Annotated in this window: 25 protein-coding genes; 10 read left to right on the top strand and 15 right to left on the bottom strand. The window is 72.0% G+C overall.

The genetic code is table 11. From position 1 onward, the window contains the following. Window positions 1-330: 330 nt before the first annotated feature. Window positions 331-975 carry a pyroglutamyl-peptidase I gene (gene pcp / locus ACRQ4B_RS04095; RefSeq protein ID WP_439693419.1) on the top strand — a complete coding sequence of 215 codons (645 nt, stop codon included), beginning with the start codon at window positions 331-333 and terminating at the stop codon, window positions 973-975. 46 nt (window positions 976-1021) lie between these two features. Here pcp and poxB read toward each other — a convergent pair whose 3' ends face one another. Continuing rightward, complete coding sequence (gene poxB / locus ACRQ4B_RS04100) at window positions 1022-2746, bottom strand: ubiquinone-dependent pyruvate dehydrogenase (RefSeq protein WP_439693421.1); 1725 nt, start codon at window positions 2744-2746, stop codon at window positions 1022-1024. A gap of 89 nt (window positions 2747-2835) precedes the next feature. On the opposite strand from poxB, the gene ACRQ4B_RS04105 reads away from it, so the two are divergent. After that, window positions 2836-3546 carry a phosphatase PAP2 family protein gene (locus ACRQ4B_RS04105; RefSeq protein ID WP_439693422.1) on the top strand — a complete coding sequence of 237 codons (711 nt, stop codon included), beginning with the start codon at window positions 2836-2838 and terminating at the stop codon, window positions 3544-3546. Here the strand turns inward: ACRQ4B_RS04105 and ACRQ4B_RS04110 are convergent. Then, window positions 3497-4780, bottom strand: a complete 1284-nt coding sequence (locus ACRQ4B_RS04110; RefSeq protein WP_439693423.1) for a multidrug effflux MFS transporter — start codon at window positions 4778-4780, stop codon at window positions 3497-3499. The two genes, ACRQ4B_RS04105 and ACRQ4B_RS04110, sit on opposite strands and share 50 nt — an antisense overlap. 45 nt (window positions 4781-4825) lie before the next feature. Here ACRQ4B_RS04110 and ACRQ4B_RS04115 point away from each other — a divergent pair, with 45 nt between their 5' ends. After that, the gene (locus tag ACRQ4B_RS04115; protein ID WP_439693424.1) at window positions 4826-5272 is read left to right on the top strand and encodes a MarR family winged helix-turn-helix transcriptional regulator; all 447 of its coding nucleotides are present in this window, start codon (window positions 4826-4828) and stop codon (window positions 5270-5272) included. Window positions 5273-5316: 44 nt separating this feature from the next. Here the strand turns inward: ACRQ4B_RS04115 and soxR are convergent, their stop codons facing one another. Both soxR and ACRQ4B_RS04125 read right to left on the bottom strand, forming a co-directional pair. Continuing rightward, window positions 5317-5805, bottom strand: a complete 489-nt coding sequence (gene soxR, locus ACRQ4B_RS04120) for a redox-sensitive transcriptional activator SoxR (RefSeq protein WP_439693425.1) — start codon at window positions 5803-5805, stop codon at window positions 5317-5319. 48 nt (window positions 5806-5853) lie between these two features. Next, on the bottom strand, window positions 5854-6882 hold the full coding sequence (locus ACRQ4B_RS04125; protein WP_439693426.1) for an aldo/keto reductase: 1029 nt from the start codon (window positions 6880-6882) through the stop codon (window positions 5854-5856). Window positions 6883-7078: 196 nt separating this feature from the next. Between ACRQ4B_RS04125 and ACRQ4B_RS04130 the strand changes: the two genes are divergently transcribed. After that, on the top strand, window positions 7079-8353 hold the full coding sequence (locus ACRQ4B_RS04130; protein WP_439693427.1) for an MFS transporter: 1275 nt from the start codon (window positions 7079-7081) through the stop codon (window positions 8351-8353). 45 nt (window positions 8354-8398) lie between these two features. Here the strand turns inward: ACRQ4B_RS04130 and ACRQ4B_RS04135 are convergent, their stop codons facing one another. The 8 genes from ACRQ4B_RS04135 to ACRQ4B_RS04170 all read right to left on the bottom strand — a co-directional run bounded on the left by ACRQ4B_RS04135 (window position 8399) and on the right by ACRQ4B_RS04170 (window position 17009). Further along, window positions 8399-9625: an ATP-binding protein gene (locus tag ACRQ4B_RS04135; protein WP_439693428.1), complete on the bottom strand. Its 1227-nt coding sequence runs from the start codon at window positions 9623-9625 to the stop codon at window positions 8399-8401. Between the two features lie 68 nt (window positions 9626-9693). After that, window positions 9694-10047 (bottom strand): monovalent cation/H(+) antiporter subunit G, encoded by a 354-nt coding sequence (gene mnhG / locus ACRQ4B_RS04140; protein ID WP_439693429.1) that lies wholly within the window; start codon window positions 10045-10047, stop codon window positions 9694-9696. Beyond that, window positions 10044-10385 carry a monovalent cation/H+ antiporter complex subunit F gene (locus tag ACRQ4B_RS04145; protein WP_439693430.1) on the bottom strand — a complete coding sequence of 114 codons (342 nt, stop codon included), beginning with the start codon at window positions 10383-10385 and terminating at the stop codon, window positions 10044-10046. The genes mnhG and ACRQ4B_RS04145 overlap by 4 nt, the downstream gene beginning before the upstream one ends. Then, complete coding sequence (locus ACRQ4B_RS04150) at window positions 10382-10966, bottom strand: Na+/H+ antiporter subunit E (RefSeq protein ID WP_439693431.1); 585 nt, start codon at window positions 10964-10966, stop codon at window positions 10382-10384. Before ACRQ4B_RS04150 ends, ACRQ4B_RS04145 begins: the two co-directional genes overlap by 4 nt. Next, window positions 10963-12666, bottom strand: coding sequence for a Na+/H+ antiporter subunit D (locus ACRQ4B_RS04155; protein WP_439693432.1), 1704 nt, complete (start codon window positions 12664-12666; stop codon window positions 10963-10965). The genes ACRQ4B_RS04150 and ACRQ4B_RS04155 overlap by 4 nt, the downstream gene beginning before the upstream one ends. Next, on the bottom strand, window positions 12663-13073 hold the full coding sequence (locus tag ACRQ4B_RS04160) for a Na(+)/H(+) antiporter subunit C (RefSeq protein WP_439693433.1): 411 nt from the start codon (window positions 13071-13073) through the stop codon (window positions 12663-12665). Before ACRQ4B_RS04160 ends, ACRQ4B_RS04155 begins: the two co-directional genes overlap by 4 nt. Next, window positions 13070-15955, bottom strand: a complete 2886-nt coding sequence (locus ACRQ4B_RS04165) for a Na+/H+ antiporter subunit A (RefSeq protein ID WP_439693434.1) — start codon at window positions 15953-15955, stop codon at window positions 13070-13072. The genes ACRQ4B_RS04160 and ACRQ4B_RS04165 overlap by 4 nt, the downstream gene beginning before the upstream one ends. 109 nt (window positions 15956-16064) lie before the next feature. Further along, window positions 16065-17009, bottom strand: a complete 945-nt coding sequence (locus ACRQ4B_RS04170) for a zinc-binding dehydrogenase (RefSeq protein WP_439693435.1) — start codon at window positions 17007-17009, stop codon at window positions 16065-16067. 73 nt (window positions 17010-17082) lie between these two features. On the opposite strand from ACRQ4B_RS04170, the gene ACRQ4B_RS04175 reads away from it, so the two are divergent. After that, complete coding sequence (locus tag ACRQ4B_RS04175; RefSeq protein WP_439693436.1) at window positions 17083-17499, top strand: MarR family winged helix-turn-helix transcriptional regulator; 417 nt, start codon at window positions 17083-17085, stop codon at window positions 17497-17499. A gap of 45 nt (window positions 17500-17544) precedes the next feature. On the opposite strand, the gene ACRQ4B_RS04180 is transcribed toward ACRQ4B_RS04175, so the two are convergent. Further along, window positions 17545-18294, bottom strand: a complete 750-nt coding sequence (locus ACRQ4B_RS04180) for an SDR family NAD(P)-dependent oxidoreductase (RefSeq protein WP_439693437.1) — start codon at window positions 18292-18294, stop codon at window positions 17545-17547. 58 nt (window positions 18295-18352) lie between these two features. Between ACRQ4B_RS04180 and ACRQ4B_RS04185 the strand changes: the two genes are divergently transcribed. The 5 genes from ACRQ4B_RS04185 (at window position 18353) to ACRQ4B_RS04205 (ending at window position 22777) form a co-directional block, all read left to right on the top strand. Further along, window positions 18353-19075 (top strand): SDR family oxidoreductase, encoded by a 723-nt coding sequence (locus ACRQ4B_RS04185; RefSeq protein WP_439693438.1) that lies wholly within the window; start codon window positions 18353-18355, stop codon window positions 19073-19075. Next, the gene (locus ACRQ4B_RS04190) at window positions 19072-19731 is read left to right on the top strand and encodes an FCD domain-containing protein (RefSeq protein ID WP_439693439.1); all 660 of its coding nucleotides are present in this window, start codon (window positions 19072-19074) and stop codon (window positions 19729-19731) included. The genes ACRQ4B_RS04185 and ACRQ4B_RS04190 overlap by 4 nt, the downstream gene beginning before the upstream one ends. Window positions 19732-19772: 41 nt before the next feature. Further along, window positions 19773-20663, top strand: a complete 891-nt coding sequence (locus ACRQ4B_RS04195; RefSeq protein WP_439693440.1) for an SMP-30/gluconolactonase/LRE family protein — start codon at window positions 19773-19775, stop codon at window positions 20661-20663. Window positions 20664-20670: 7 nt separating this feature from the next. After that, a complete protein-coding gene (rlmC, locus tag ACRQ4B_RS04200) occupies window positions 20671-21822 on the top strand; it encodes a 23S rRNA (uracil(747)-C(5))-methyltransferase RlmC (RefSeq protein ID WP_439693441.1) in 1152 nt (383 codons plus the stop codon). A gap of 280 nt (window positions 21823-22102) precedes the next feature. Beyond that, window positions 22103-22777, top strand: coding sequence for a transglycosylase family protein (locus ACRQ4B_RS04205; protein WP_439693442.1), 675 nt, complete (start codon window positions 22103-22105; stop codon window positions 22775-22777). A gap of 61 nt (window positions 22778-22838) precedes the next feature. On the opposite strand, the gene ACRQ4B_RS04210 is transcribed toward ACRQ4B_RS04205, so the two are convergent. Beyond that, window positions 22839-23894 carry an LCP family protein gene (locus ACRQ4B_RS04210; RefSeq protein ID WP_439693443.1) on the bottom strand — a complete coding sequence of 352 codons (1056 nt, stop codon included), beginning with the start codon at window positions 23892-23894 and terminating at the stop codon, window positions 22839-22841. A 79-nt stretch (window positions 23895-23973) separates the two neighbouring features. Beyond that, window positions 23974-24387, bottom strand: coding sequence for a MarR family winged helix-turn-helix transcriptional regulator (locus tag ACRQ4B_RS04215; RefSeq protein WP_439693444.1), 414 nt, complete (start codon window positions 24385-24387; stop codon window positions 23974-23976). Window positions 24388-24409: the final 22 nt, after the last annotated feature.

A 24409-nucleotide genomic window follows, 5' to 3' on the forward strand; every position in this document is an offset into this window, starting at 1 on the left:
CCATGTCGGGTGGGATGGGAGGCGTTTTCGCGCGTACCAGGTCGTTTCTTTCTGCTGGGTACGCGCGATTGCGCTGGGTACGCGCGCGTGCGCCCGGTTGCCGGCGGCCGGTGATCGGACGGTCGGGAGGCGCGGGGCGGGCTGGTGCCGCGCCTCCCGTCGTTCCTTCCCCTGTCGGGTGGGATGGGAGGCGCTTTCGCGCGTACCAGGTCGTTTCTTTCCGCCTGGTACGCGCGATTCCGCTGGGTACGCGCGATTCCGCTGAGTACGCGCGATTGCGCTGGGCCCGCGCGCCGCGCGCCGCGCGCCGCGCGCCCGTAGCCTGGAGCCATGGCTGCCGCGACCGGACCGACCGTCCTGCTGACCGCCTTCGAGCCGTTCGGCGGTGACGCACGGAACCCGTCGTGGGACGCCGCGCAGCGTCTCGCCGCGACGTGGGACGGGCCGGCGCGCCTGGTGGTCGAACAGCTGCCCGTCGTGTTCGAGGAACGCGCGCGTCTGGCGGCCGCGATCGTCGAGCACCGCCCCGACGTCGTCATCGCGACCGGACTCGCTGCCGGCCGTTCGGCGGTCACCCCGGAGCGCGTCGCGATCAACGTGATGGACGCCCGGATCCCGGACAACGCGGGCGCGCAGCCGGTGGACGAGCCGGTCGACCCGTGCGGTGCCCCCGCGGCGTTCTCCTCGCTGCCGATCAAGCGCATCGTGCGGGACGTCCGGGCTGCCGGTGTGCCGGCGTCGGTGTCGAACACGGCCGGCACGTTCACGTGCAACCAGGTGTTCTACGAGCTGATGTCGTTCGCCGGGCGGGAGGGTTTCCGCGCCGGGTTCGTGCACGTCCCGGCGACCCCGGACATCGCCGGTGACGGGCCGTCGCTCGAACTCGAGCAGATCGTCACGGCACTCGACGCCGTGGTCCGCGCGTCGATCGACCCCGCGGCCGACATCGTCGAGCAGGGCGGCGCCGAGTCCTGAACGCCGCCCGCTCCGACGATCTCCGCGGCGGTCCGGGGCGCTGCCGTCAGAGCAGCTGGCGGAAGTTCGTCGACGCGAGGTCGAGCAGCTCGTCGCCACGGCCGGACAGCACGGTGCGGATCGCGTAGAGGGTGAAGCCCTTCGCCTGCTCGGCGGTCACAGCCGGCGGCATCGAGAGCTCCTGGCGGTTCGCCTTGACCGAGACGAGCGCGGGCCCGTCGTGCGCGAGTGCGGCGGCCATGGCGTCCTCGAGGTCGGCGGACTCGTCGACCCGGAAGCCCTTGATGCCGATCGCGTCCGCAACGGCGGCGAAGTCCGGGTTCTGCAGCTCGGTGCCGTAGTTCACGAACCCCGCGGCCTTCATCTCGAGCTCCACGAAGTTCAGCGACGAGTTGTCGAACACGACGATCTTCACGGGCAGCTTGTTCTGCACGATCGTGATGAGCTCGCCGAGCAGCATCGTCAGCCCGCCGTCGCCGGCCATCGCGATGACCTGTCGGTCCGGGAACGCCGCCTGGGCGCCGATCGCCTGCGGGACCGCGTTCGCCATCGTGCCGTGCACGAACGACCCGATCAGACGCCGGCCGCCGTTCATGGTGAGGTACCGGGACGCCCACACGACGGGGGAGCCGACGTCGGGGATGAACACGGCGTCGTCGGCGGCGAGGCGGTCGAGCACGCGGGTCACGTACTGCGGGTGCAGCGGCTTGTGCTTCCCGGCCGGCACGGCGAGGTCGTCGAGCTTCGCCCGGGTCTTCGCGTAGTGCTTCCGCGAGTCCTCGAGGTGCTTCGTCGGGTGCGAGCCGGTGAGCAGCGGGATGAGCGCGAGGGCGGTGTCCTCGACCGTGCCGACCAGGCCGATGTCCACCGGGTGCCGGCGGCCGAGCTGGGAGCCGCGCACGTCGACCTGCACGTGCTTCGCCTTCGCGGGGAAGAACTGCTGGTAAGGGAAGTCGGTGCCGAGCATGAGCACCACGTCGGCGTCCTCCATCGCGCGGTACCCGGACGCGAAGCCGAGCAGCCCGGTCATGCCGACGTCGTAGGGGTTGTCCCACTCGATGTGCTCCTTGCCGCGCAGCGCGTGCACGATCGGAGCCTGCAGCCGTTCGGCGAGGGCGACGACCTCGTCGTGCGCTCCGGCCACCCCGGCGCCGGCGAGGATCGTCACCTTGTCGGCCCCGTTGAGGAGCTCGGCGGTGCGCCGGAGTTCGGCGTCGCTCGGGACGATCCGCGGTGCCGTCCGCTCGATGCGGGTGACCCGCGGTGCGACGGCGTCGGCGAGCAGGACGTCGCCCGGGATGACGAGGACTGCAACACCGCGCTTCTCGATCGCCTCGCGCATCGCGATCTCGAGCAGGCGGGGCATCTGCACCGGGTCGGCGACGTACTCGACGTAGACCGAGCACTCGCGGAACAGCTCCTGCGGGTGGGTCTCCTGGAAGTACCCGGAGCCGATCTCGGCCGTCGGGATGTGCGCGGCGATCGCGAGGACGGGCACCCGGGACCGGTTCGCGTCGTACAGGCCGTTGACGAGGTGCAGGTTGCCCGGACCGCAGCTGCCCGCGCAGACCGCGAGGTCGCCGGTCAGCTCGGCCTCGGCGGAGGCGGCGAACGCGGCGGCCTCCTCGTGCCGGACGTGCTCCCACCGGATCGTGCCGTCCTTGCGGAGCGCGTCGGTGAAGCCGTTGAGCGAGTCGCCGGGCAGGCCGTACACCCGCTGCACGTTGTTCTGACGAAGGGTGGCGACGATGTTCTCGGCAACGGTTGTCATGCCTCCTGTCTACTCGGCGGCGGCTGCGCTGAGTGCTTTCAGAGGCTGACCGGTGCCGAGGTCGCAGCGGGTGCTGGGACGATGGACGGATGTCCGACGCAGCGCTCCGCCCACGCCGACGAGTGTCCGAGGGGAACGGCATCCTCGACCGGAGCCCGTACCCGCTGGCGTCGATCGTCATCGCCGTCGCCGCGGTCCTCGTCATCACGCTCGTCGGGTTCACCCTCGGCACCGTCGATCTCGGGCTGTCCAAGGCGCTGAACGGCCTGCACACCGGGTTCCTCGGCGCGTTCACCACGGCGGTCTACCACGTCATCAGCCCCGGGCCGGCGATCGGCATCACCGTCGTCGTCGTCGCGGTGATCTGGTGGCGGACCCGGGACCTCCGCCCCGCCCTCGCCTTCGGTGGCACGATCGCGATCACCTGGGTGCCGTCCGCCGTGGTGAAGGAGATCGTGCACCGTGCACGCCCCGACGTCGCCGTGCTGCCGCACCCGTTCCCGGTGCAGCCGGACCCCGGGTACCCGAGCGGCCACACCGTCTACATCACGGCGTTCGTGATCGCCCTGATCTGGCTGCTGCGGGACACCCGGTGGCACCGGCTCGCGCTGACGCTCGGGGTCGTCGCGATCGTGGTCGTGTTCTTCTCGGTGTCGATCGACGCCGTGCACTACCCGACGGACGCACTCGCCTCCATCGTCTGGGCGCTCGCCGTGGCCCCCGGCGTGCGGGTGGTGTGGGTGGACTGGCTCATGCCGAAGATCCCGTTCCTGCAGCCCCGCCCGCGTCCGGTGCACTGACCCGAGTCTGGCCGCGGGCCGCCACCAGCGCGATCACGGCGACCACGGCCGAGGCGAGCATCACGATCGCGAGCGGCGCCGCGGTGCCCTCGCCGCCGATGCTCACCAGCGGTGAGACGAGCGCCGCCAGCCCGAACTGCAGGGCTCCGAGCACGGCCGAGGCGCTCCCGGCAGCGGACGGCACCGCCCCGAGCGCCAGTGCCGTGGCGTTCCCGAGCACGAGGCCGAGCGAGCCCACCGCGGTGAACAGGGGAACGGCGAGCCAGAACGCCGGCGCACCGCTGACGACGAGCAGCGCGAACGCCACGGTCGAGGCGAGCACGAGGGCGATGCCGACGGTCAGCACGCCGGTGACCGAACGGGTCGCCGTGAGCTTGGCGGAGAGCACGCTGACCCCCATCAGCGCCAGGGCGTTCAGACCGAACGCGAGTCCGTAGCCGACCGTGCCGAGCCCGAGCATGTCCTGGTACAGGAACGGTGACGCCGAGATGTAGGCCATCATCACCGCGAACGCGAAGCCGAACACCGCGGTGTAGCCGAGGAACGTCCGGGAGCGGAGCGCGCGGAGCGGGGAGCCGGCGCCGCGGCGTTCGGCTCGCAGGGCGTCCCGCCGGGACCGCAGGTGGGTCTCGCGGACGACAGCGAGCACCGCGACGAGCATGAGCACCGAGAGCCCGAGGACGATGGTGAGCAGGCCGCGCCAGCCGATCGGCCCGGTGAGGAGCCCGCCGAGCAGCGGTGCGACCACGGGGGCGACCCCACCGACGATCATCATCAGCGAGAAGGCGCGCGCCGCGGGCTTGCCGGTCGCGAGGTCGGAGATCACCGCGCGGCCGATCACCATGCCGGCCGCGCCGCCGAGTCCCTGCAGCAGCCGGGCGACGACGAGCACGCCGACGTTCGGTGCGAGCACGGCCGCCGCGCTCGCGAGCACGCACAGCGCGGCACCGGCGAGGAGCGGGGGCACGCGTCCGAAGCGGTCGGAGAGCGGTCCGAAGACGAGCTGTCCCGCGGTGACCCCGACGAGGAACGCCGTGAGGGTGAGCTGCACGGTCGTGGCCGAGGCCTGCAGTTCGCCGGTCATCTGCGGGAACGCCGGCAGGTACAGGTCGGTCGCGAACGGGGCGACGGCGCTGAGCAGGCCGAGCACGAGCAGGAGCCCCGTGGTGATGCCCTGCTGGCGGGTCGTGGGTGGCGCGGTGTGCGCGCGGATGGATCCGGTGTCCGTCGTCATGATTATGAAATCATAACTCATTGTCGGCGCCGGTACAGTGACCGCATGGAACCAGCGGTGTCCGACGACCTCCTCGCCGAGCTCGCCGACGTCGTGCTCCGGATCTCGCGGGAGATCGACCCGAACGGTGCGCGGTCGCTCGACATCGTGCCGCTGACCGGCACCGAAGCGCTCGTGATGCGCTGGATCGACCGGAACCCCGGGTCGACGCCGAGTGCGGCGGCGGAGGCGACCGCGCTCAAGCGCAGCAACCTCAGTGTCGCGCTCGGGTCCCTCGTGGCGAAGGGCATGGTCGAGCGCCGGCCCGACCCCGAGGACGCCCGCACCGTCCAGCTCTTCGCCACCGGGCTCGCCGGGCAGAGCATCGCCCGCCTGCACGCGCACTGGGCCGGGTCACTGCGCGCGGCGCTCGCCGGGGACGAGCGGGACGTCGCCGCGACGTTCGCGCTGCTCACGCGTGTCGACGAGGGGCTGCGGGACGCGACCCGCTGACGGCCTGGAGGCGCGGGACGGCGCCGTTCCGCGCCTCCCGGCCGTCACCCGGTGACGTCCGGCGCCTCGTCCTCGATCGGCAGCAACCGCCGGGCTCCGCGCCCCTCGGCGCCGAGCTGGTCGCCCGGGTTCATCACCAGGCAGGCGTTCAGCGAGACGCACCCACAGCCGATGCACTGCGTCATCTCCTGCTGCAGTCGCTCGAGCTCGAGCTGCCGGGCCCGGAGTCGTGCGCGCCAACGCTCGTTCAGACGGTTCCAGTCGCGCAGGGACGGCATGCGGTCCGACGGCAGGGTCGCGAACTGTTCGCCGACCTCGCTCAGCGGGATGCCGAGCCGCTTGGCGACCTGGATGATCGCGATGCGCCGTTCGACGTGTCGGGGGTAGAGCCGGGTGCCGCCGGCCGTGCGCTCCGGGTGGATGAGGCCCTTGCGCTCGTAGAAGTGCAGCGCGGACGCCGCGACCCCGGTCCGTTCGACGACCTCGCCGATCGTCAGGAGGTCGGTCGGCTTCGGTTGCGGGATCTCGACCATGGTCGAGATCCTAGGCGGGTGGTGACGGTCTCGCGGGCGGGATGCCCGTCAGCTCGCGAGGACGCGTCCGCGCAGACGCTCCCGGCTCAGGGCGGGCAGTGCGACACCCGTGTCGCCCTCGAGCACGTGCGTGCCCGGTGCGACGATCGCGTCGACGGCGTCAAGCACGTCGTCGTCGAGTCCCACCTCGGACGCCTGCGCGTAGGCGTCCACGTGCGAACGGGTCCGTGGGCCGATCACCACCGAGGACACGTCCGGGTGGGTCAGCGCGAAGCCGACCGCGAGCTCGAGCAGCGTCAGGCCCGACTCGTCCGCGAGCTGCCCCAGTCGGTCGGCGACGTCGAGCTTCCGACGGTTCGCCGGCGCGCCGATGTCGTAGGCGTGCGGCTGCTCGACCACCCGCGGCGTGCGGGGCTGCACGGTGCCGTTCCGGTACGCGCCGGCGAGCCACCCACCCGCGAGCGGCGCCGCAGCGAGGACCCCGAGCCCGAACCGGCGGGCGACCGGGAACGCCGTGCGCTCGGCGGTCCGCGTGAGGATCGAGTACGGCGCGTGCGTGGCGGTCACGCTCTTGCCCCCCGACCGGAGCCACTGCGCCTCGACGAGCTCCTCGGCGGGGAAGCCCGGGATCCCGAAGGCGCGGATCTTGCCCTGCGACACCAGGTCGGCCAGGGCGTCGAGGGTCTCGTCGAGGGACGTCGCCGGGTCCGGGTGCGCCGGCTGGTACAGGTCGATGACGTCGGTACCGAGGCGGGTCAGGCTGCGTTCGACCGCGCGGAACATCCAGCGTCGCCCGTTGCCGTGGTGCGCCGGGTCGCGGTCGACCGGGTCGCCGAAGCGCACGGACAGGAAGACGTCGTCGCGGTGTTCCCCGAGCGCGGCGCCGAGCACGTCCTCGGCGAGACCGGCACCGTGGGCGTCGGACACGTCGACCGCGGTGACACCACGGTCGAGGGCTTCGTGCACGAGCCGCACGGCGTCGTCGGCGTCCCGTTCGGCGACGGTGGCCAGTGCGCGGCTGCCGAGGGTCAGTGCGCTGACGGGAGCCCCCGTGCGTCCCATGCGCCGCTGTTCCATGCGCGCCACGATAGGAGGACCCGTCGTCGTGCGGGGCCCGGGTGACGAACCGTTACCCCTGTTACCCTGTGCTCCGAACCACCCAGCTCCACCAACACGCAGTGTGTATCTACCGGCCGTCGGCACCCCCGGCGGACAACGGCGGCACCCGATGGGTCCGCCCCCGCAGCACGGGCGGGCCGAGAAGGCACAGCCCATGCTCCAGACCAGTGACACCCCGCCCAGTTCCACCCCGCCCGGCTCCACCCCGGCCGCCTCCGTCCCGACGGACGATCGTTCGCTCGTCGCCCACGCCGGCCGCTGGTACTTCCCGGTCGCGTTCATCGCCCGGCTCCCGTTCGCGATGATGGTCGTCGGCGTCCTCACCCTCGTGGTGTCCGCTCGTGACTCGGTCGCCCTCGGCGGGATCAACTCGGCGTCCGTCGGCATCGGCGCCGCCGTCTTCGGACCGCTGGTCGGTGCCGCCGCCGACCGGTTCGGTCAGCGGAACGTGCTCGTGCCCGTCGGGCTCGTCAACGCCGTCCTGCTCGGCCTGTTCCCGTTCGTCGTGACCGGCACCGCGCCGGACCTCGCCGTGCTGGCGATGGCGTTCTGCATCGGTGCGTCCGCGCCCCAGGTCGCCCCGATGTCCCGGACGCGACTCGTCGCGATCATCGGGCAGCGGATGGCGCCCGGGCGACGCGACAAGGTGCTCAGCGGCACCATGGCGTACGAGTCGGCCGCCGACGAGACCGTGTTCATCATCGGCCCGTTCCTGGTCGGGCTCCTGGCGAGCGCGATCGCCCCGTGGGTCGCGGTCGCCGGCGCCTCGGCACTGACCTTCGTGTTCGTCACCGCGTTCGCCCTGCACCCGACCGGCAAGCTGGCGCTCGGCCACCACGAGGAGCTCGTGCAGGCGCCCGCCCGCCAGCTCCTGCGCCCCCGCCTGGTCGTCGTGGTGGTCGGCATCCTCGGTGTCGGCATGTTCTTCGGCTCGACGCTCACGTCGTTGACCGCCTTCATGGAGACCCACGGCGAACCCTCGCAGGCGGGACTCCTCTACGGCCTGATGGGCATCGGGTCAGCGGGACTCGCACTCGGCTCGGCAGCGTTCCCGCGCGGGTTCGCCCTGGGGTGGCGCTGGCTCGTGTTCGGTGTCGTCCTGCTGGGCGGAGCCGTCGTGTTCTCGCAGGCCGGCTCGGTCCTCGCCGTCGGCATCGTGCTCGCGGTGATGGGCGTCGGCATCGGTCCGACCCTCGTCGCGCAGTACAGCCTCGGGTCGGACCGTTCGCCGGTCGGCCGTTCCGCCACGACCATGACGATCCTCGGGTCCGCGGTCATCGTCGGGCAGTCGCTCACGTCCGCGATCACGGGCGACATCGCGGAGCAGCACGGTGCTGCGGCCGCCATGCTCATGCCCGCCGCGTCCGCGGCCGTCGTCGTGCTCGCCGCCGTGGTGAACCTGGTGCTGCCGCGTCGCGACCCGTCGTGACGACCTGACGGACGGGAGGCGCGGTGCGGGCCCGCACCGCATGGTCTAGGACGCGGGATCTCGACGAGCCCGACGACGGATCTCCGGGACCACGAGTTCTGGCACTGCGCGGAGCATGAACTGGTCGAAGTCCGGCACGGTGAACGCTGCGTAGCCGTGCTCCGGCGTGTACAGCAGGCCCATGTCGATGAGCTCGGCGCGCGTGGGGCCGAGCTGCGTCGACTCGCGCTGGAGGATCCGCGCGACGTCCGCGGCCTTCTGCGGTGCCGGTCCCAGCTCTGCCATGGCGCGGAGGTACGCCGTCTGCAGGACGGTCGCGCGGTCGAGTCGTACCCGGAAGAACGATCGGTCGAGTTTCGCGAGGTACCCCTCGCGGGCCGAATCGACGTCGTCCGCGGTGATCGTCGGACCTGCTGCGATCTCCCACGCCTGGTACCCGAGTTCCTGGATGAAGTACGGATAGCCCTTCGTGATGGCCAACGCGAGCGACACCGCGTCATCCGAGAACGTGGCGTCCTCGACCTCCGCGGGCCTGGTGAGCGCTTCGCGTGCGTCGTCGGGATCGAGTGAACCGATCTGCGGAAACCGGAAGAGCCGCTCTGCGTAGGACTTCGCATCGCCGGCGAGTTCCGCGATCTGCGGGAGTCCAGCACCGACGAACGTGATCGGGAGCTTCCGTTGCACGGTCTTGTGCAGCGCCTGGATGATGGCCTCGAGCTGCGCTGACCGGAGGAACTGGACCTCGTCGACCAGGATCGCGACGCCTCGGCCTTGTTCTTCTGCGGCCTGCCCGACGGCGACGAGCACATCGGTGAGGTCCATCGAGAGATCTCCGTGATCGGCGAGGCCCTCGGCGGGTTCGACGTCCCATGACATCGACCACGTACCGTCCGACGTCATCGAGAGACCGAACGACGTCAGCACCGCCGCTGCACGGCTTGCGCGCTCACTCCATCGCTTCCGGGGAGACATCTGGAGGAGTGCGGACCGCAGCAGTGAGGCCATCGTCTGCCGGAACTGGCCGTCGTCGTGCTTGCTGGCCTCGAACTCCACGACTTCCCAGTGAGCCCGGCGGGCCTGGTCGGCGAACTCGTTCAGCAGCACCGTCTTGCCCACGCCACGGAGACCGGTCATGATCATCGACTGCTCCGTGCGGCCGCGGAGGAGGCGTTGGAGGAGAACCTCGAACGCTCGGGTGTGCTCCATGCGCCCGGCCACGATCTCGGGCGTTGCGCCGGCGTTCGGCGTGTAGGGGTTCCGGATGCTGTCCACACGACGAGGTTACAAGGTTTTGGGTACTTTACTTGATCCTCATAAAGTCGGATAAGGAATCTAAATCGTCACTCGGTGTCGTCCACCAGCAGGTCCTCGTGCCGGTGGTCGTTCGACCGCAGGCCCGCCCGGGCGATCATGTGCGTGGACACCGGCACCAGGAACAGCTGGAACACCATGATCGGCAGCACCACCCAGAGCGCCGTCCACGTCCAGACGGCGACGACGATGGCGGCGAGGGCGAACGCCAGCCCGAGGACCTGCGGTTTCGCCATGGCGTGCAGCCGGACCAGCGGGTCGGGGAACCGGACGATCCCGACGCCAGCGCCGAGGGACAGCACGGCCCCGACGAGCAGCAGGCCGAGCGCGATCCACGCGCGGACGCCGGCGCCGTCGATGAAGTCCTGGATGACGTCGATCACGAGGGCTCCTGTTCGTCGGCGCGCTCCGGTGTGGTGACCGTGAGGCCTTCGTCGGACGGGTCGGACGACGGGGTCACGGCCCGGGCGACGGCGATCGTGGCGAACACGCTCGTCGCGGCGATCACCACGAGGACGGGGATCCCGGTGAGGTCCCGTCGGATCACCATCGCGGCACCGATGACGATGAGCGCAGTGGTGAGGACCATGTCCGACCCGATCATGCGGTCGAGGATGGTCGGCCCGCGCACGATCCGGAACACCGCGAGGGCGAGGGAGGCACCGAGGAGCGCGAGGACGAGGGCGATGCCGATCCCCATCACGACGACGGCGGCGCTCACCGGGTCACCGCCGGCAGCGGCTCGGACAGCTCGGAGACGTCCTGCTTCGACCCGATGGCCCGGATGACCATGGTCTCGATGCCGAGGGCCTCGCGTCGTGCCGCGTCGACCTGCTCGACCCGTTCTGTGTCGAGCACGTGCAGCAGCAGCCGGCGCCGGCGGAGGTCGACGTCGGCGACGTACGACCCGGGCACGAGCGAGATCGCGAGCGTCGCCAGGGTGAAGGTCATCTCGGACGTGGTGTGCAGCTGCAGCAGGGTGATCGAGCTCCGGCGCACCCCGCGTGGCCGGAGCGCGACCCACGCGACCCGGAACGACGCCAGGACGACGAGTCCGGACCACACGACCAGGAACCGCAGGAAGTGCACGATCGAGAACCGCGGCGACAGGGGCACCGGCGGCAGCGGGAGCGCCTGCGTCACGAGCAGCGCCACGACGATCCCGCAGAGCAGGGTCAGCGGCGTCCACGAGCCCCAGAGCAGGGCCCAGAGCACCGTGAGTCCGGCGACGAGGGGGACGTCGTACCGCCAGGCGACGGCGATGCGGCGGGCGTTCGTGAAGCGCCGGGTGCTGTCCGTCATCGTGTCGTCCCCCCGAGCACGGCCTGTACGTAGCCGGTCGGTGACTCCAGCGACTCCGCTGCACGGGTCGCGTAGCCGTAGAGCGGTCCGGCGACGACGGTGAGGGCGACGGAGCCGAGGACCGCGACCGTGGTCACGCCCACGAGCATGCGCGGGAGGCGCACGCGGGCCGGCGCCTCGCCGACGCCGTCCTGCGTCTCGGTGGGTGCGGTGTGCGGACTGGAGGCGCTGCTCGCGTGCGGCGCGTCGGTGACGGTCGTCGAGCCTCCCGGGTGGAAGGCCTTGCCCGTCTCCTCGGAGACGGTGAGCGGCGCCGGCTCCGGCGAGCGCAGGGCGGCGTGCGGTTCGGCCGTGCTCGCGTGCGGTGCGGCGGCCTCGGCCGCGGGACGCGGCCGCCAGAAGGCGGCGTCCCAGACGCGCATCAGCGCGTACAGGGTCAGGAGGCTCGTCACGACCCCGGCGCCGATGGTCACGTACGCCAGCGGTGAGCCGTCGAGTGCGGCGGCACGGAACAGGCCGAGCTTGCCGATGAAGCCGGAGAACGGCGGGATGCCGCCGAGGTTGAACGCGGGGACGAGGTAGAGCGCGGCCAGCAGCGGCGCCGCCTTGAGCAGGCCACCGAGGGACCGCGTCGAGGTGGTCCCCCCGACGCGCTCCATCAACCCCGAGACCAGGAAGAGCGTGGTCTGCACGACGATGTGGTGCACCGTGTAGAACACCGCGGCAGCCGTGCCCACGACCGATCCGAGGCCGACACCCATCACCATGAAGCCGATGTGGCTGATCAGCGTGAAGGACAGCAGCCGTTTCACGTCGGTCTGCGACACCGCACCGAGCACCCCGACCAGCATCGTCAGGATCGCCACGATCAACAGCACGGTGTTCAGCTGCGGTCTGGGGAAGATGATCGTCTCCAGGCGGATGATCGCGTAGATGCCGACCTTCGTCAGCAGGCCCGCGAACACCGCCGTCACCGGAGCCGGCGCGGTCGGGTAGGAGTCCGGCAGCCAGAACGCCAGCGGGAAGACCGCCGCCTTGATGCCGAACCCGATGAGCAGCATCGTGTGGAGCAGCAGCTGCACGTGCTCGGGCAGGGCGGCCATCCGCTCGCTGATCTGGGCGATGTTCACCGTGCCGGTCGCGCCGTAGACGAGGCCGATCGCGGCGAGGAAGATCGCCGACGCGATCAGGCTCGTCACGATGTACGTGGTGCCGGCCCGGACGCGTTGCTCGCTGCCGCCGAGGGTGATGAGCACGTAGCTCGCCACCAGGAGCATCTCGAACGCCACGTACAGGTTGAACAGGTCGCCGGCGATGAACGAGTCGAGCACGCCCGCGGCGAGCACGAGGTACGTCGGGTAGAAGATCGTGACCGGTGCCTCGCCGTCGTCCGCCGCGAGTCCCTGCCCGATGGAGAAGAGCAGCACGATGAGGAGCACGCTCGCGCTCACGGTGAGGAGCAGGGCGCTCAGCCGGTCGACCACGAGCGAGATGCCGTACGGGGCCTCCCACCCGCCGACCTGCACGACGATCGTGCCGTGGTGGTCGACGAGCACCATGAGCGTCGCGGCGACGGCCAGGGCGACGACGAGCACCACGACGGTGATCGCCCGCTGGAGCTTCTGGTGGTTGAGGAGTCCGAGCGCGACCGCGGCGCCGAGCAGCGGGACGAGGACGAGGAGCGGCACGAGCCAGGTCATCGGGTCGCCTCCTGTTCGGCGTCGGTGGTGGTCTCCGGGTCCTCGTCGGCGGGTTCGTCACGTTCGCGGCCGATCGCGACGTCGGCCTCGTCGACCTCGACCTCGTCGGCGCGGGAGAGCTTCCAGGAGCGGTGGATGAGGGCGAGCAGGAACGCGCTCACCGCGAAGGTGATCACGATGGCGGTGAGGGCGAACGCCTGCGGCAGCGGGTCCGTGATGCCCTCGGACGACTTGCCGATCGGCGGGTTGCCGGCGGCGCCGGACATCGTGAGCAGCAGCAGGTTCAGGGCGTTGCCGAGCAGCAGGAAGCCGAGCAGCATCCGTGTCAGCGAGCGTTCGAGCAGCAGGTACACGCCGCAGGAGAACAGCACCGCCATCGCGATGACGAGGACCAGGGTGACGGTCATGCGGCACTCCCTTCCGGGGTGGGGGCTTCGGTCATGTCCTGCACGGGGGTCGAGGCGTCGGCCAGGCGCTGCCGGTCGACCTCGGCACCGAGGCTGCGGAGGACGTCGAGCACGAGGCCGACGACCACGAGGTACACACCGATGTCGAAGAACGTGGCGGTGACGAACTCCACGTGACCGAGCACCGGCACGGTCGCCTCGAAGAACTCGGAGTAGAGCGCGTCCTTGCCGAAGAACATCGGCACGAGTGCGGTGATCGCCGCGGTCGCGACGCCGAGTCCGAGCAGCCGTCCGGCACGGACCGGGGCCGCCGCACCGAGTTCGGCCGGGCCGCCGGCGAGGTACCGCGCGGCGAGGGCGATGCCCGCGACGAGACCACCGGCGAACCCGCCGCCCGCGGCGTTGTGCCCGGCGAACAGCAGGTACACCGACAGCACGATGAGGCCGTGGAACAGCAGCCGGACCACGACGTCGAGCAGGGCCGAGCGCCCGGTCGGGATCGCGGCGCTCGTCGGCAGCCAGGCGCGGGGCTCGCCGTCCGGGCGGTGCTTGTCGGCGGTCACGGTGGACGGCAGGTCGCGCAGGCGGGGGAGCGTGTCCTCCCGCGAGTTGACGAAGATCAGGCTCGCGACGCCGGTGGCCGCGGCGACCACGACGGTCAGCTCGCCGAGGGTGTCCCAGCCGCGGAGGTCGACGAGCGCCACGTTCACCACGTTGAGGCCGTGCCCGAACGAGCTCGTCAGCGCCGGCAGGTCCGGCCAGAGCGGCTCGGCGGTCCGGGCCGAGGCGGCGACGAGCACGACGATCGCCAAGGTCAGCCCCGCGAGCCCGGCGAACAGCGCCCGGACGATCCGGAAGCGCGACGGGTTGGTCGTGGCGATCCGCGGAGGGAGCCGGCGCAGGACGAGCACGAACGCGATGAGGGTCACGGTCTCGACGACCATCTGCGTGAGCGCGAGGTCGACCGCACCGTGCAGGACGAACAGCACGGACATGCCGTACCCGGTCACCCCGACCAGGACCGCGGCCGCGAACCGCGTCTTGGCGGTGAGGACCGCGATCGCGGCGACGGACATCACGATGACCACGGGGATCTGGCCCCACGAGTCGGCGAAGCGCACGTGGAACGCCCACGGGCCGCCGACGACGAGGTTGACGAGCGCCCCGGCGACGAAGACCGACAGGATCACCGTCAGGTAGTAGGGGAGCGAACCACGCTGCACCGCCGCGGTCAGTCCGGTCGCGCCACGGTCGAGCCCGCGCATCACGTGCCGGTAGGTGCTCGACGCGCTCGGGAACCCGGCGAGCCGGTGCTGCAGGGCCTCGACCGGGCGACGGAGGGCGAACAGGGCGAGGCCGCCGACGAGCGTGATCGCGGAGAGGCCGAGCGCCGGCTCGAGACCGTGCCAGAGCGCGAGGTGCGGGACCTCGCCGGGGAGGGCGGCCGCGTGCGCCGCGGGCTCGATGCCGTGCGCGACGAGCGGTGTCGCGATGCCGAGCGCGAGCCCGGTCAGCGCCAGGATCGACGGCACCACGCCGAGCCCGTGCAGCCCGTGCGCCTCGGTGTCGGGGACCCCGGGCTTGCGGGCGAACGCCCCCCAGAGGAAGCGGAGGGAGTACGCCACCGTGAGCACCGATCCGACGGTCACGCCGACGAGGGCGAACCAGGCCCACCCGGCGTCCGGCCCGTGCAGCGACTCGGTGAACCCGGTGAGCACGGCCTCCTTCGCGACGAAGCCGATCGTCGGCGGGATGCCCGCCATCGACAGCAGGGCGAGGACCGCGATCGTCGCGAGCCACGGCATGCGACGGCCGAGCCCGCTCAGCTTCGCGAGGTCACGGGTGCCGGTCACGTGGTCGATCGCCCCGACGACCAGGAAGAGCGTGGACTTGAACGCCGCGTGCGCCACCAGCAGTGCGACACCGCCGAGGGCGACCGCCGGCGCACCCCAGCCGGCGGCGAGCACGAGGAACCCGAGCTGGGCGACCGTGCCGTACGCGAGCAGCAGCTTGACGTCCGTCTGCCGGAGCGCCCGGTACCCGCCGATGAGCATGCCGGCGACACCGAGCAGGGTGATGGTCTCCCGCCACCCCTCGAGCAGCGCGAACGCGGGGGCGAGGCGGGCGACGAGGTAGATGCCGGCCTTCACCATGGCCGCGGCGTGCAGGTACGCGCTGACCGGGGTGGGCGCGGCCATCGCGGCGGGGAGCCAGAAGTGGAACGGGACGATCGCGGACTTCGTGAGCGCGCCGAGCAGCACGAGGACCACCGAGACGGAGACGATCGTGCCCGACGGCGGGTCGGCGATGATCCCGGAGAGCGAGGTCGTGCCCGCGGTGACCGAGAGCACCACCAGCCCGGCGAGCATGGCGAGTCCGCCGGCCGTGGTGACCACGAGGGCCTGCATCGCGGCGGCACGGCTGGCGCGCTTCACGGAGTCGTGGCCGATGAGCAGGTACGAGAAGACCGTGGTGGCCTCCCAGAGCACGAACAGCACGATGACGTCGTCGGCGACCACCAGGCCGTACATCGAGCCGGCGAACGCGGTGAGGACGCCGGCGAACCGACCGAGGCCGGGTTCGTCGCGACCGAAGTACGACGCGCAGTAGACGAGCACGAGGGCACCGACCACGGACACCACGAGCGCGAGCACCCACGACAGGGCGTCCATCCGCAGGGCGATCGCAAGGTCGAGCTGCGGGATCCACCCGAACCGTTCGGTGACCCCGCCGTCCAGGGCCGTCCCGGTCTGCGCCACGGTGAGGACCGCGGCCGCCGCCGGTGCGAGAGCCGCGACGGAGAACACGCGGCGGCCGAGGACGGGGGTCAGGGCGGGGACGATCAGGGCGACGATCGCGAACGCGACGAGGACGGTGACCATCGGGCACCTCCTCGGGGTCGGGCTGCAGTCCGGCTCACTGGGCCCTCACAGCCTACGGAGAGGCCGATGTGGAGAACCTGAGTAGGCGGACAGGGAGCCCGCGCGAGGGTCAGGCTGTCAAGACCACTCTGCCCGCGGCCCCGGCCGCTTGTCCGGCCCACGCCGACTCGACGTCGGCCAACGGCACCGCGGTCGCGTCGACGTGGACGGTCCCGTCCGCGATCGCGGCGACGATCCCCGGCAGCTCGGCGACGAACGCCGCCCGACCGACGGAACCCTGACCGCTTCCCACGATGGTGAGGCCGGACGCGCGGAGGGCGGCGGAGGGGATCGGTGCCTCCTGGCCCGCCGTCGAGCCGATCGCCACCCAGTCGAGCCGACGGCCACGGTCGGGGCGGGCCGTGACGAGCGCGCGCACGACGTCCGCCGCCGGCCGGCCCCAGACGTAGTCGACGACGACGTCCACGTCGGCGGCCGCGGCGGCGACCGCGTCGACGTCGGCGAGCGGGACGACGACGTCGGCACCGAGTCCGGTGAGCGCGTCGAGCCGCGCGGCGTCGCGGCCGCTCGCGACGACGTGGGCGGCGCCGAGGTGCTTCGCGACCTGCACCGCCGCGGTGCCGGACGCCCCGGTCGCGCCGAGGACGAGCACGCGGCTGCCGGGTGCGAACGCGATCCGGTGTCGCAGCGCGACCCAGGAGGACATGACCGGGTTGGCGCCGGCCGCGACGCTGACCGGGTCGGCGCCGTCGGGCAGGACCACGCTCGCCCGCGGGTCGACGGCGACGCGGTCGGCCATGCTCCCGCGGGTGTCGCTGCCGACGGCGAAGTACCGGAGCGACCCGTCCGGGAACCGCCCGACGCCGTCGACGCCGGGGACGAGGGGGAGTGCGCCCTCGCTCGTGTAGTGCGATCCGTCGGCCTGCGACCGGACGCGGGGGTGGAGGCCGGCGGCGACGACCTCGACGACGACCTCGCCGTCGGTCGGGGTCGGTTCACCGAACTCCTGCCAGGTCGGGGCGTGGCCGAAGGTCGTGACGACTGCTGCGTGCATGGTGTCCTCCTGATGATTCGTGTTACGAATCAAATTAGTTCGCAACACGAAACTCGTCAAGTAGGCTGGGTGCATGGACGAGATGACCGAGGACGAGCTGCTCGTCGATGCCCTCGGCGAGACGGCGTTCCGGACGATGGGGGCGTTGACCGGCATCGCAGCCGACGCCGGGGTCTCCCTGACGCAGCTCCGGGTGCTCGCGATCCTGCGCGACCGACGACTCCGCATCGGGGACCTGGCCGACCACCTCGGGCTGGAACGGTCGACGATGACCGGCCTCGTCGCGCGGGCGTCGGCCAAGGGGCTCCTCGCACGCGAGCCGAACGCCGAGGACGCCCGCGCGGTCGACGTCGTCATCACCGACGCCGGACTCCGGGTGGCGCGGTCGCTCGAGGCGGCGATGCGGGAAGCCCTGCTGCCGCTCACCACCCGCCTGCCGTCGGCCGACCGTCGGGCACTGCGCGAACTGCTGGTGCGGATGCTGCGCTGACGCTGCCGGCGCAGATGCCGCGCCGACGCGGCCCGCACCGGGTCGTCAGCGCCCGTGCGCCCGGGACGGGATCTGCGTCGCCAGCTTGCCGCCGGACACGTCGAGCAACGTGCCGGTGATGTGCCCGGCGGCGTCGCTCGCCACGAAGACGAGCAGGTCCGCGACGTCGTCCGGCGTCTCCCAACGACGGAGCGACAGTGTGTCGAGCAGTCGGTCCTGCGACTCGGTCGGCATCGTCGCGAAGCCGTTCATCGCGGTCGGGACCATGCCCGGTGCGTACGCGTTCACGGTGATGTCCCACGGTCCGAGCTCCGACGCCAGGACGCGGGTGAAGGCGACGACCGCTGACTTCGAGGCCGCGTACGCAGCGCTGCCGACGCTCGGCACGATCGCCGCGAACGACGCCGCGTTGATGATCCGACCCCGCCCGGCGGCCTGCATCACGGGCGCCACGGCCTGGCTCATGAGGAACGTCCCGCCGAGGTTGACGTCCATGCAGCGTCGCCAGGCGTCCCACCCGAGCTCGGCGACCGTGCCCTCGACGTTGATGCCGGCGTTGTTCACGAGCACGTCGACGGCGCCGTGACGGTCGACGACGGTGGCCACCGCGGCGCGGACGGAACCGGGGTCGGCGACGTTGCAGACCACGTGGTCCAGCGGGAAGTCCGGCTCGAACGCGAGATCGAGGGCGACGACCCGGGCGCCCTCGTCGGCGAACCGCGTGGCGATGCGGTGCCCGATGCCGCGCGCGGCCCCGGTGACGATGACGACGCGGTCGGTGAGGTCGAGGTGCATCAGTGCTCCCGTTCGTGTGCGGGTCCTCGGTGACCCGCAATAGGCATACCATTCCAGCATGACCGACGAGCGAGTGCTGTGGATCACCGGCGGCGGCAGTGGCATGGGTGCCGCGACCGCCCGAGCTGCTGCGGCGGACGGCTGGACCGTGGTGCTCAGCGGACGTCGCACCGACCGGCTCGACGGCGTCGCCGCAGCGATCCGCGCCGATGGCGGCACGGCTGACGTCCTGCCCCTCGACGCGGCCGACCCGGACGCCGTGGCCTCCGCGCTCGACACGGTGCTGCGGCGACACGGACGGCTCGACGGACTCGTGCTCGCCGCCGGGCTGAACGACCCGCGACGCCGGTGGGGCGACCAGTCCGTCGGGAGTTTCCGGGCGATCGTCGACACGAACCTGACCGCCGTCGTCACGGTCGTCGACGCGGCGCTCCCCGCCCTCCGTGCGGCCGGCGGCGTGGTCGTCGTGGTCTCCTCCTACGCTGGGTGGTCATTCCAGCCCGGGGCCGGCGTCGCCTACTCGGCGAGCAAGACGGCGCTCGGGTCCGTCGTCCGGACCCTCAACCAGCAGGAGGCGCCGCACGGGGTCCGCGCCACCCATCTCTGCCCCGGTGACGTCGCGACGGACTTCCTCGACCAGCGGCCCTCGGTGCCCGACGACGCCGCCCGCGCCGTGATGCTCCAACCGACGGACATCGCCCGTGCGGTGTCCTTCGTGCTCGGGTCCCCGGCACACGTTCGGATCGACGAACTCGTCGTCAGTCCGGTGTCGCAGCGGTGACCAGCACCTTCGACCGGGTGCTCGACGAGCTCGGCGGCGCCGTCGTCGACGGCGCGATGCCGGCCGGGCACGTGGCGAGCATCGACGAGTTCGTGGACCGCACCGGGGCCAGTCGCAGCATCGTGCGCGAGGCCGTCCGGGTCCTCGTCGGTCTCGGGCTGCTGTCGGCGCGGCGCCGGGTCGGCGTCACGGCGGCGCCGTCCGACGCGTGGGACGTCACCGACCCGCGCGTCGTCGGGTGGCGCCTCGCCGGTCCGGACCGCGGACGGGCGCTCGCCGAACTGCGCGCGCTGCGGCGCGCGATCGAACCCGCGGCAGCGGCCGCCGCGGCAGAGCGCGCGTCCGACGGGTCCTGCCGGGACCGACTGGAGGCGCTGCTCGCCGCCGCCGACCGTCTCGCCGCCGCGACCGGTCCCGGTGACGCTGCCGCGTTCCTCCAGGCGGATCGCGAGCTGCACCGTCTGGTCATCGCGTCGTCGGGGAACGCGGTGTTCCGCCGACTCGGCGGCGTCGTCGACCGGGCGCTCGACGAGCGCGCCGGCATCCGCCCGGACCTGCACGACGTGGGACTGCACGTCGCGGTCGCGCGGGCGATCGCCGCGGGGGACGCGACGACCGCGGCGGCGGCGATGCAGGAGATCGTCGAGCGGGCCTGATCCCTCCCCGGTCGTCAGCCGGACCGGCATACGCTGGGGTCGTGCATGACGACGTGCCCCACTCCTTCGCAGACCTCGTCCCCGATCCCACCGCGCTCGAGACGATCGCCACGGGCAGCACCTGGGCCGAGGGCCCGTGCTGGATCCCCGCGACCCGGACCCTGCGCTGGTCGGACATCCCCGGCGACCGCATCCTGCAGTGGCACGCCGACACCGGACTCGTCGACGCCTACGCCGAGGCGGTGGAGTTCACGAACGGTCGCACGCTCGACCGCGACGGCAGCGTCGTGCAGTGCTCGCACGGACACCGACGGGTCGAGCGGGACCGCGACGGCACCGTCACGCCGATCGTCGACCGCTGGAACGGCGTCCGGCTGAACTCCCCGAACGACGTCGTCGTGGCCCGGGACGGCAGCGTGTGGTTCACCGACCCGGCGTACGGCATCACCCAACCGCGCGAGGGTCACCCGGGTGAGCGCGAGTACCGCGACCACTGGGTGTTCCGGTGCGGCCCCGGCGGCGAGGACCTCCGGCCGGTGGCCGTCGACGTGGACGAGCCGAACGGGCTCGCCTTCGACCCCGCCGAGCGTGTCCTCTACATCGCGAGCTCGTCGTCCGACGAACCGGTGATCCGTGCCTACGACCGCGTCGGGGACCTGCTGAAGAACGGGCGGGTGTTCGCGCGGCTCGAGCCGGGCGAGGGGGTTCCGGACGGCATCCGGGTCGACGTGCACGGCAACGTGTGGTCGTCGTCGCACCGCGGGGTGGTCGTGTTCGATCCGAGCGGCGTCCGGGTGGGCGAGATCGCCGTCCCGGAGACGGTCGCGAACCTGTGCTTCGGCGGCGACGACGGCACGACGCTGTTCCTGGCCGCGACGACGTCCGTCCACCGGATCCCGACCACGACGAGGGACGCCGCTGCCGTATCCTGACTCGGCCATGCAGTGCGACTACTTCGACCGCGGGGTGTGCCGCTCGTGCACGCTCATGGGGCAGCCGTACGCCGACCAGGTCCTCGACAAGGAGATCCGGACGCGCGAGCTCCTGCACGACGCCGTCGAGGCCGCGGGCGGACCGGACGCCGTCACGTGGTTGCCGGCGATCACGAGCCCCGAGTCGGCGTACCGGAACAAGGCGAAGATGGTCGTCGGCGGCACGGTGCAGCGCCCGACGGTGGGGATCCTCGACCACCGGCAGCGGGGCGTCGACCTGCGGCACTGCGGCATCTGCACGCCGGGGATCCAGCACGCACTGCCGGTCCTGGCGGACTTCATCGCCGACGCCGGCCTCATCCCGTACGACGTCGCCGCCCGCCGTGGCGAACTGAAGTTCGTGCTCGTGACCGAGTCGCCCGACGGCGAGCTCATGGTGCGGTTCGTCCTCCGCTCCGAGGGCCAGGTCCCGCGGATCCGGCAGCACCTCGCCGCGCTGCGCAGGGTCCTGCCGAACGCGGTCGTCGTCACCGCGAACCTGCTGCCCGAGCACAAGGCCGTCACCGAGGGCGAGCGCGAGATCGTGCTCACCGAGCAGGAGACGCTGCCGATGCGACTCGGTGCCGTCACGATGCACCTGCGCCCGCAGAGCTTCTTCCAGACGAACACGCACGTCGCCGCGCAGCTGTACGCCCAGGCGTCGGCGTGGATCGACGAGGTCGCGCCCGCATCGATGTGGGACCTGTACTGCGGCGTCGGCGGCTTCGCCCTGCACGCCGCACGCACCGGCCGCGCGGTGACCGGGATCGAGACCAGTCGCGAGGCGATCCGGTCGGCGAAGCAGTCCGCGCGCGAGGCGGGGCTCGACGGCGTCCGGTTCGCCGCGGACGACGCGACGCAGCACGCGCTGCGGTCCCGTCCGGAGGCGCTGCCGGAACTCGTCGTCGTGAACCCCCCGCGGCGCGGGATCGGCGAGACGCTGTCGACCTGGCTCGAGGAGTCCGACGTCCAGCACGTCGTCTACTCCAGCTGCAACCCGGTGACGCTCGCGAAGGACCTCGCGAGGATGCCGTCGCTGCGCCTGCGGCGCGCTCGGGTGCTCGACATGTTCCCGCAGACGGGCCACCTCGAAGCGGTCACGCTGCTGTCCCGGACCTAGCCGGACGGCGCACCGGAGGCCCGGTTCACCGCCGCCACGTGCCTCCAGGCCGTCATTGCCAGGGAACTGCCAAGGTCACGTACCCGGGTACGCCGTGATCGCCGCGCCTGCGGCGATCGGCGCGTACAGACTCGGTGCCGGGGTACGTACCACCGATGGGTAGAACCGTTTGTCTCGGTTTGATAACGGTGAAGAGTTTCCTATGGTGGCCGACCGAGGCGCCCCCGGCACGAGACCCCCACCCTCGGTGGCGCTCCCGCAACTGCTTGGAGTATCAACCATGAAGAAGCTTTCCCGTACCCGCACCATCGTCGGTGGCCTGGCCTTCGCCGGCATCGCCGCGACCGGTGTCGGCCTCGCGGCAGCCCCCGCGAACGCAGCATCCGGCTCGACCTGGGACGCCCTCGCGCAGTGCGAGTCCGGCGGCAACTGGGCGATCAACACCGGCAACGGCTACTACGGCGGCCTGCAGTTCAACCTCGGTACCTGGCAGGCGAACGGCGGCGCGGGCAACCCGGCCTCCGCGAGCCGCGAGGCCCAGATCGCCGTCGCCGAGCGCGTCCTCGCCTCGCAGGGGTGGGGCGCCTGGCCGGCCTGCTCCGCGAAGCTCGGCCTGAGCGGCACCACCGGTGCAGCTCCCCAGGCCGCGGCTCCGGCAGCTCCCGCGCCCGCCGCGCAGCAGCAGCAGGCCGCGCCGCAGCAGCAGGCCGCGCCGCAGCAGGCGACGACGCCGGCCGCACCGCAGGTCGCGCCGAAGCCGGCAGCACCGGCCAAGCCCGCGCCCGTGAAGACGAGCGGCAAGACCTACACGATCGCCTCGGGCGACACGCTCGACAGCATCGCGACGAAGCTGCACATCGACGGCGGCTGGAACGAGCTCTGGGCCGCGAACACGTCGACCATCGACGACGCGAACCTGATCTACGCCGGCCAGGAGCTCCAGCTCCCCGCCTGATCGGTCCGCTGATCGACAGAACGCCCCGTGACCACGGTCACGGGGCGTTCCGTCGTCTGCGCTACTGCGGGTTGTCCTGCAGCCAGCCGGGCACGTCGTCCGAGCGGAGCGCCTGGGACAGGGACTGCACCGCGAGCGTGTTCACGGTGACGATCGACTGACCGTCGGGAGCGGTACCGGTGCCGGCGGTGGGCATCGTGAACGTGGTGAGGTCGGACGGCCGGACGTCGCGCAGGGACCACCCGAGGCCGACGAGCGTCGGGAAGGTCAGGCCCTCGTCGACGGACAGGTACCCGCTCGTCGCCGTCACGAAGTCCTGGATGCGGCCGGGGTTCGTGATCGTCCCCGTCGACATGACGCCCTCGAGGATGCCGCGCATGAACGCCTGCTGGTTCCGCACGCGGGTGAAGTCGGCGTCGGCGAAGGAGTGGCGCTCGCGGACGAAGGCCAGCGCGGCGTCCCCGTCGAGACGGTTCGCGCCCGCCGTGTACGAGTGTCCCTGCGCGGTGAAGGCCCGGGCGGAGTGCACCGTGACCCCGCCGAGCGCGTCGGTCATGCCCGTGAACCCCCGGAAGTCGATCTCGGCGACGTGGTCGATGCGGACGTCGAGGAGCTGCTCGACGGTCTGCACCGTCAGGGGCACCCCGCCCCAGGAGTACGCGGCGTTGATCTTCGCCTTCCCGTGGCCGGGGACGTCGACCCACGAGTCGCGCATGATCGACATCAGGTGGACGGCCTTCCGGTCGGCGGGGACGTGCGCGAGCATCAGCGTGTCGGATCGTCCGCCGATGTCGAGCTCCCGGTGGTCGCCGTCGGGGTTCCCGTCCGACCGCGAGTCCGAGCCGATGAGCAGGATGTTCTGGGAACCGTCGGACGGAGCGGGGCGTGAGCCGGTCGGGAACGGGTCCTCGATGACGTCCCCGCCGGCGTCGTAGCTGCGGGCGAGGCCGCCGATGAAGACGCTGGCCACGACGGCGATCACCGCGGCGATGGCGACGAGTGAGCCGAGGGTGGCGACGAGCGCGACGAGGAACGGGCGCTTCCGCTTCCGTCCGTTCGGCTTCGTGGCGGCTTCGGCGGCTTCGGCGGCCAGGCGGGCGGCGCGGCGCTCGGACATCGGGGCTCCTGCGGGGTCGGGTCGGCCGTGCTACCGACTCGACCAGTCTACCGCATGAGAAATATCAGACGCTAGGGGATCAGTTGCGTGCTCGACCGCTGCGGTCCACCAACGCCGTGAGTGCCTGCCGGAGGGCGGGGTCGTCGGGCAGGACGTCCCGTTCGATGTGCCGTGCGGTCTCCCAGGCGTCGCGCCCGCGGTCGGTCACGGTGACGATCCGACGTCGTCGGTCAGCCGGGTGCGGGGAGCGCTCGACGAGCCCGTCGCGTTCCATCCGCTCGAGGGTCCGGGACATCGTCTGCGGCTGGACGCGGGCGGTGCGTGCGATGGTGTCGGCGCCGGTCGGGCCCGTGCGGATCAGGATGTCGACGGCGATGAGCGCGGCGTGCGGGAGGCCGATCGCACGGAGTCGCTCGTCCCAGTCCCGTTCCACCGCCCGTGCCGCTGCGGAGAGGAGGCGGCCGAGGGGCCATCCGTCCGGGGCGTCGTCCATGTACGGAGTCTACGGGTGGCCG

The organism is Curtobacterium sp. SP.BCo (genome assembly GCF_051903265.1).
GTDB lineage: Bacteria > Actinomycetota > Actinomycetes > Actinomycetales > Microbacteriaceae > Curtobacterium.

Bases quoted from the DNA above. Each gene is read 5' to 3' on its own strand.
- ACRQ4B_RS04165 (WP_439693434.1), bottom strand. From the start codon at position 15,955: ATGGTCACCGTCCTCGTCGCGTTCGCGATCGTCGCCCTGATCGTCCCC.
- ACRQ4B_RS04155 (WP_439693432.1), bottom strand. From the start codon at position 12,666: ATGACCTGGCTCGTGCCGCTCCTCGTCCTCGTCCCGCTGCTCGGCGCC.
- poxB (WP_439693421.1), bottom strand. From the start codon at position 2,746: ATGACAACCGTTGCCGAGAACATCGTCGCCACCCTTCGTCAGAACAAC.
- ACRQ4B_RS04175 (WP_439693436.1), top strand. From the start codon at position 17,083: ATGGACGAGATGACCGAGGACGAGCTGCTCGTCGATGCCCTCGGCGAG.
- ACRQ4B_RS04205 (WP_439693442.1), top strand. From the start codon at position 22,103: ATGAAGAAGCTTTCCCGTACCCGCACCATCGTCGGTGGCCTGGCCTTC.
- rlmC (WP_439693441.1), top strand. From the start codon at position 20,671: ATGCAGTGCGACTACTTCGACCGCGGGGTGTGCCGCTCGTGCACGCTC.
- ACRQ4B_RS04185 (WP_439693438.1), top strand. From the start codon at position 18,353: ATGACCGACGAGCGAGTGCTGTGGATCACCGGCGGCGGCAGTGGCATG.
- ACRQ4B_RS04150 (WP_439693431.1), bottom strand. From the start codon at position 10,966: ATGACGGACAGCACCCGGCGCTTCACGAACGCCCGCCGCATCGCCGTC.
- ACRQ4B_RS04110 (WP_439693423.1), bottom strand. From the start codon at position 4,780: ATGACGACGGACACCGGATCCATCCGCGCGCACACCGCGCCACCCACG.
- ACRQ4B_RS04125 (WP_439693426.1), bottom strand. From the start codon at position 6,882: ATGGAACAGCGGCGCATGGGACGCACGGGGGCTCCCGTCAGCGCACTG.
- ACRQ4B_RS04170 (WP_439693435.1), bottom strand. From the start codon at position 17,009: ATGCACGCAGCAGTCGTCACGACCTTCGGCCACGCCCCGACCTGGCAG.
- soxR (WP_439693425.1), bottom strand. From the start codon at position 5,805: ATGGTCGAGATCCCGCAACCGAAGCCGACCGACCTCCTGACGATCGGC.
- ACRQ4B_RS04210 (WP_439693443.1), bottom strand. From the start codon at position 23,894: ATGTCCGAGCGCCGCGCCGCCCGCCTGGCCGCCGAAGCCGCCGAAGCC.
- ACRQ4B_RS04105 (WP_439693422.1), top strand. From the start codon at position 2,836: ATGTCCGACGCAGCGCTCCGCCCACGCCGACGAGTGTCCGAGGGGAAC.
- pcp (WP_439693419.1), top strand. From the start codon at position 331: ATGGCTGCCGCGACCGGACCGACCGTCCTGCTGACCGCCTTCGAGCCG.
- ACRQ4B_RS04215 (WP_439693444.1), bottom strand. From the start codon at position 24,387: ATGGACGACGCCCCGGACGGATGGCCCCTCGGCCGCCTCCTCTCCGCA.
- ACRQ4B_RS04180 (WP_439693437.1), bottom strand. From the start codon at position 18,294: ATGCACCTCGACCTCACCGACCGCGTCGTCATCGTCACCGGGGCCGCG.
- ACRQ4B_RS04115 (WP_439693424.1), top strand. From the start codon at position 4,826: ATGGAACCAGCGGTGTCCGACGACCTCCTCGCCGAGCTCGCCGACGTC.
- ACRQ4B_RS04160 (WP_439693433.1), bottom strand. From the start codon at position 13,073: ATGACCGTCACCCTGGTCCTCGTCATCGCGATGGCGGTGCTGTTCTCC.
- ACRQ4B_RS04130 (WP_439693427.1), top strand. From the start codon at position 7,079: ATGCTCCAGACCAGTGACACCCCGCCCAGTTCCACCCCGCCCGGCTCC.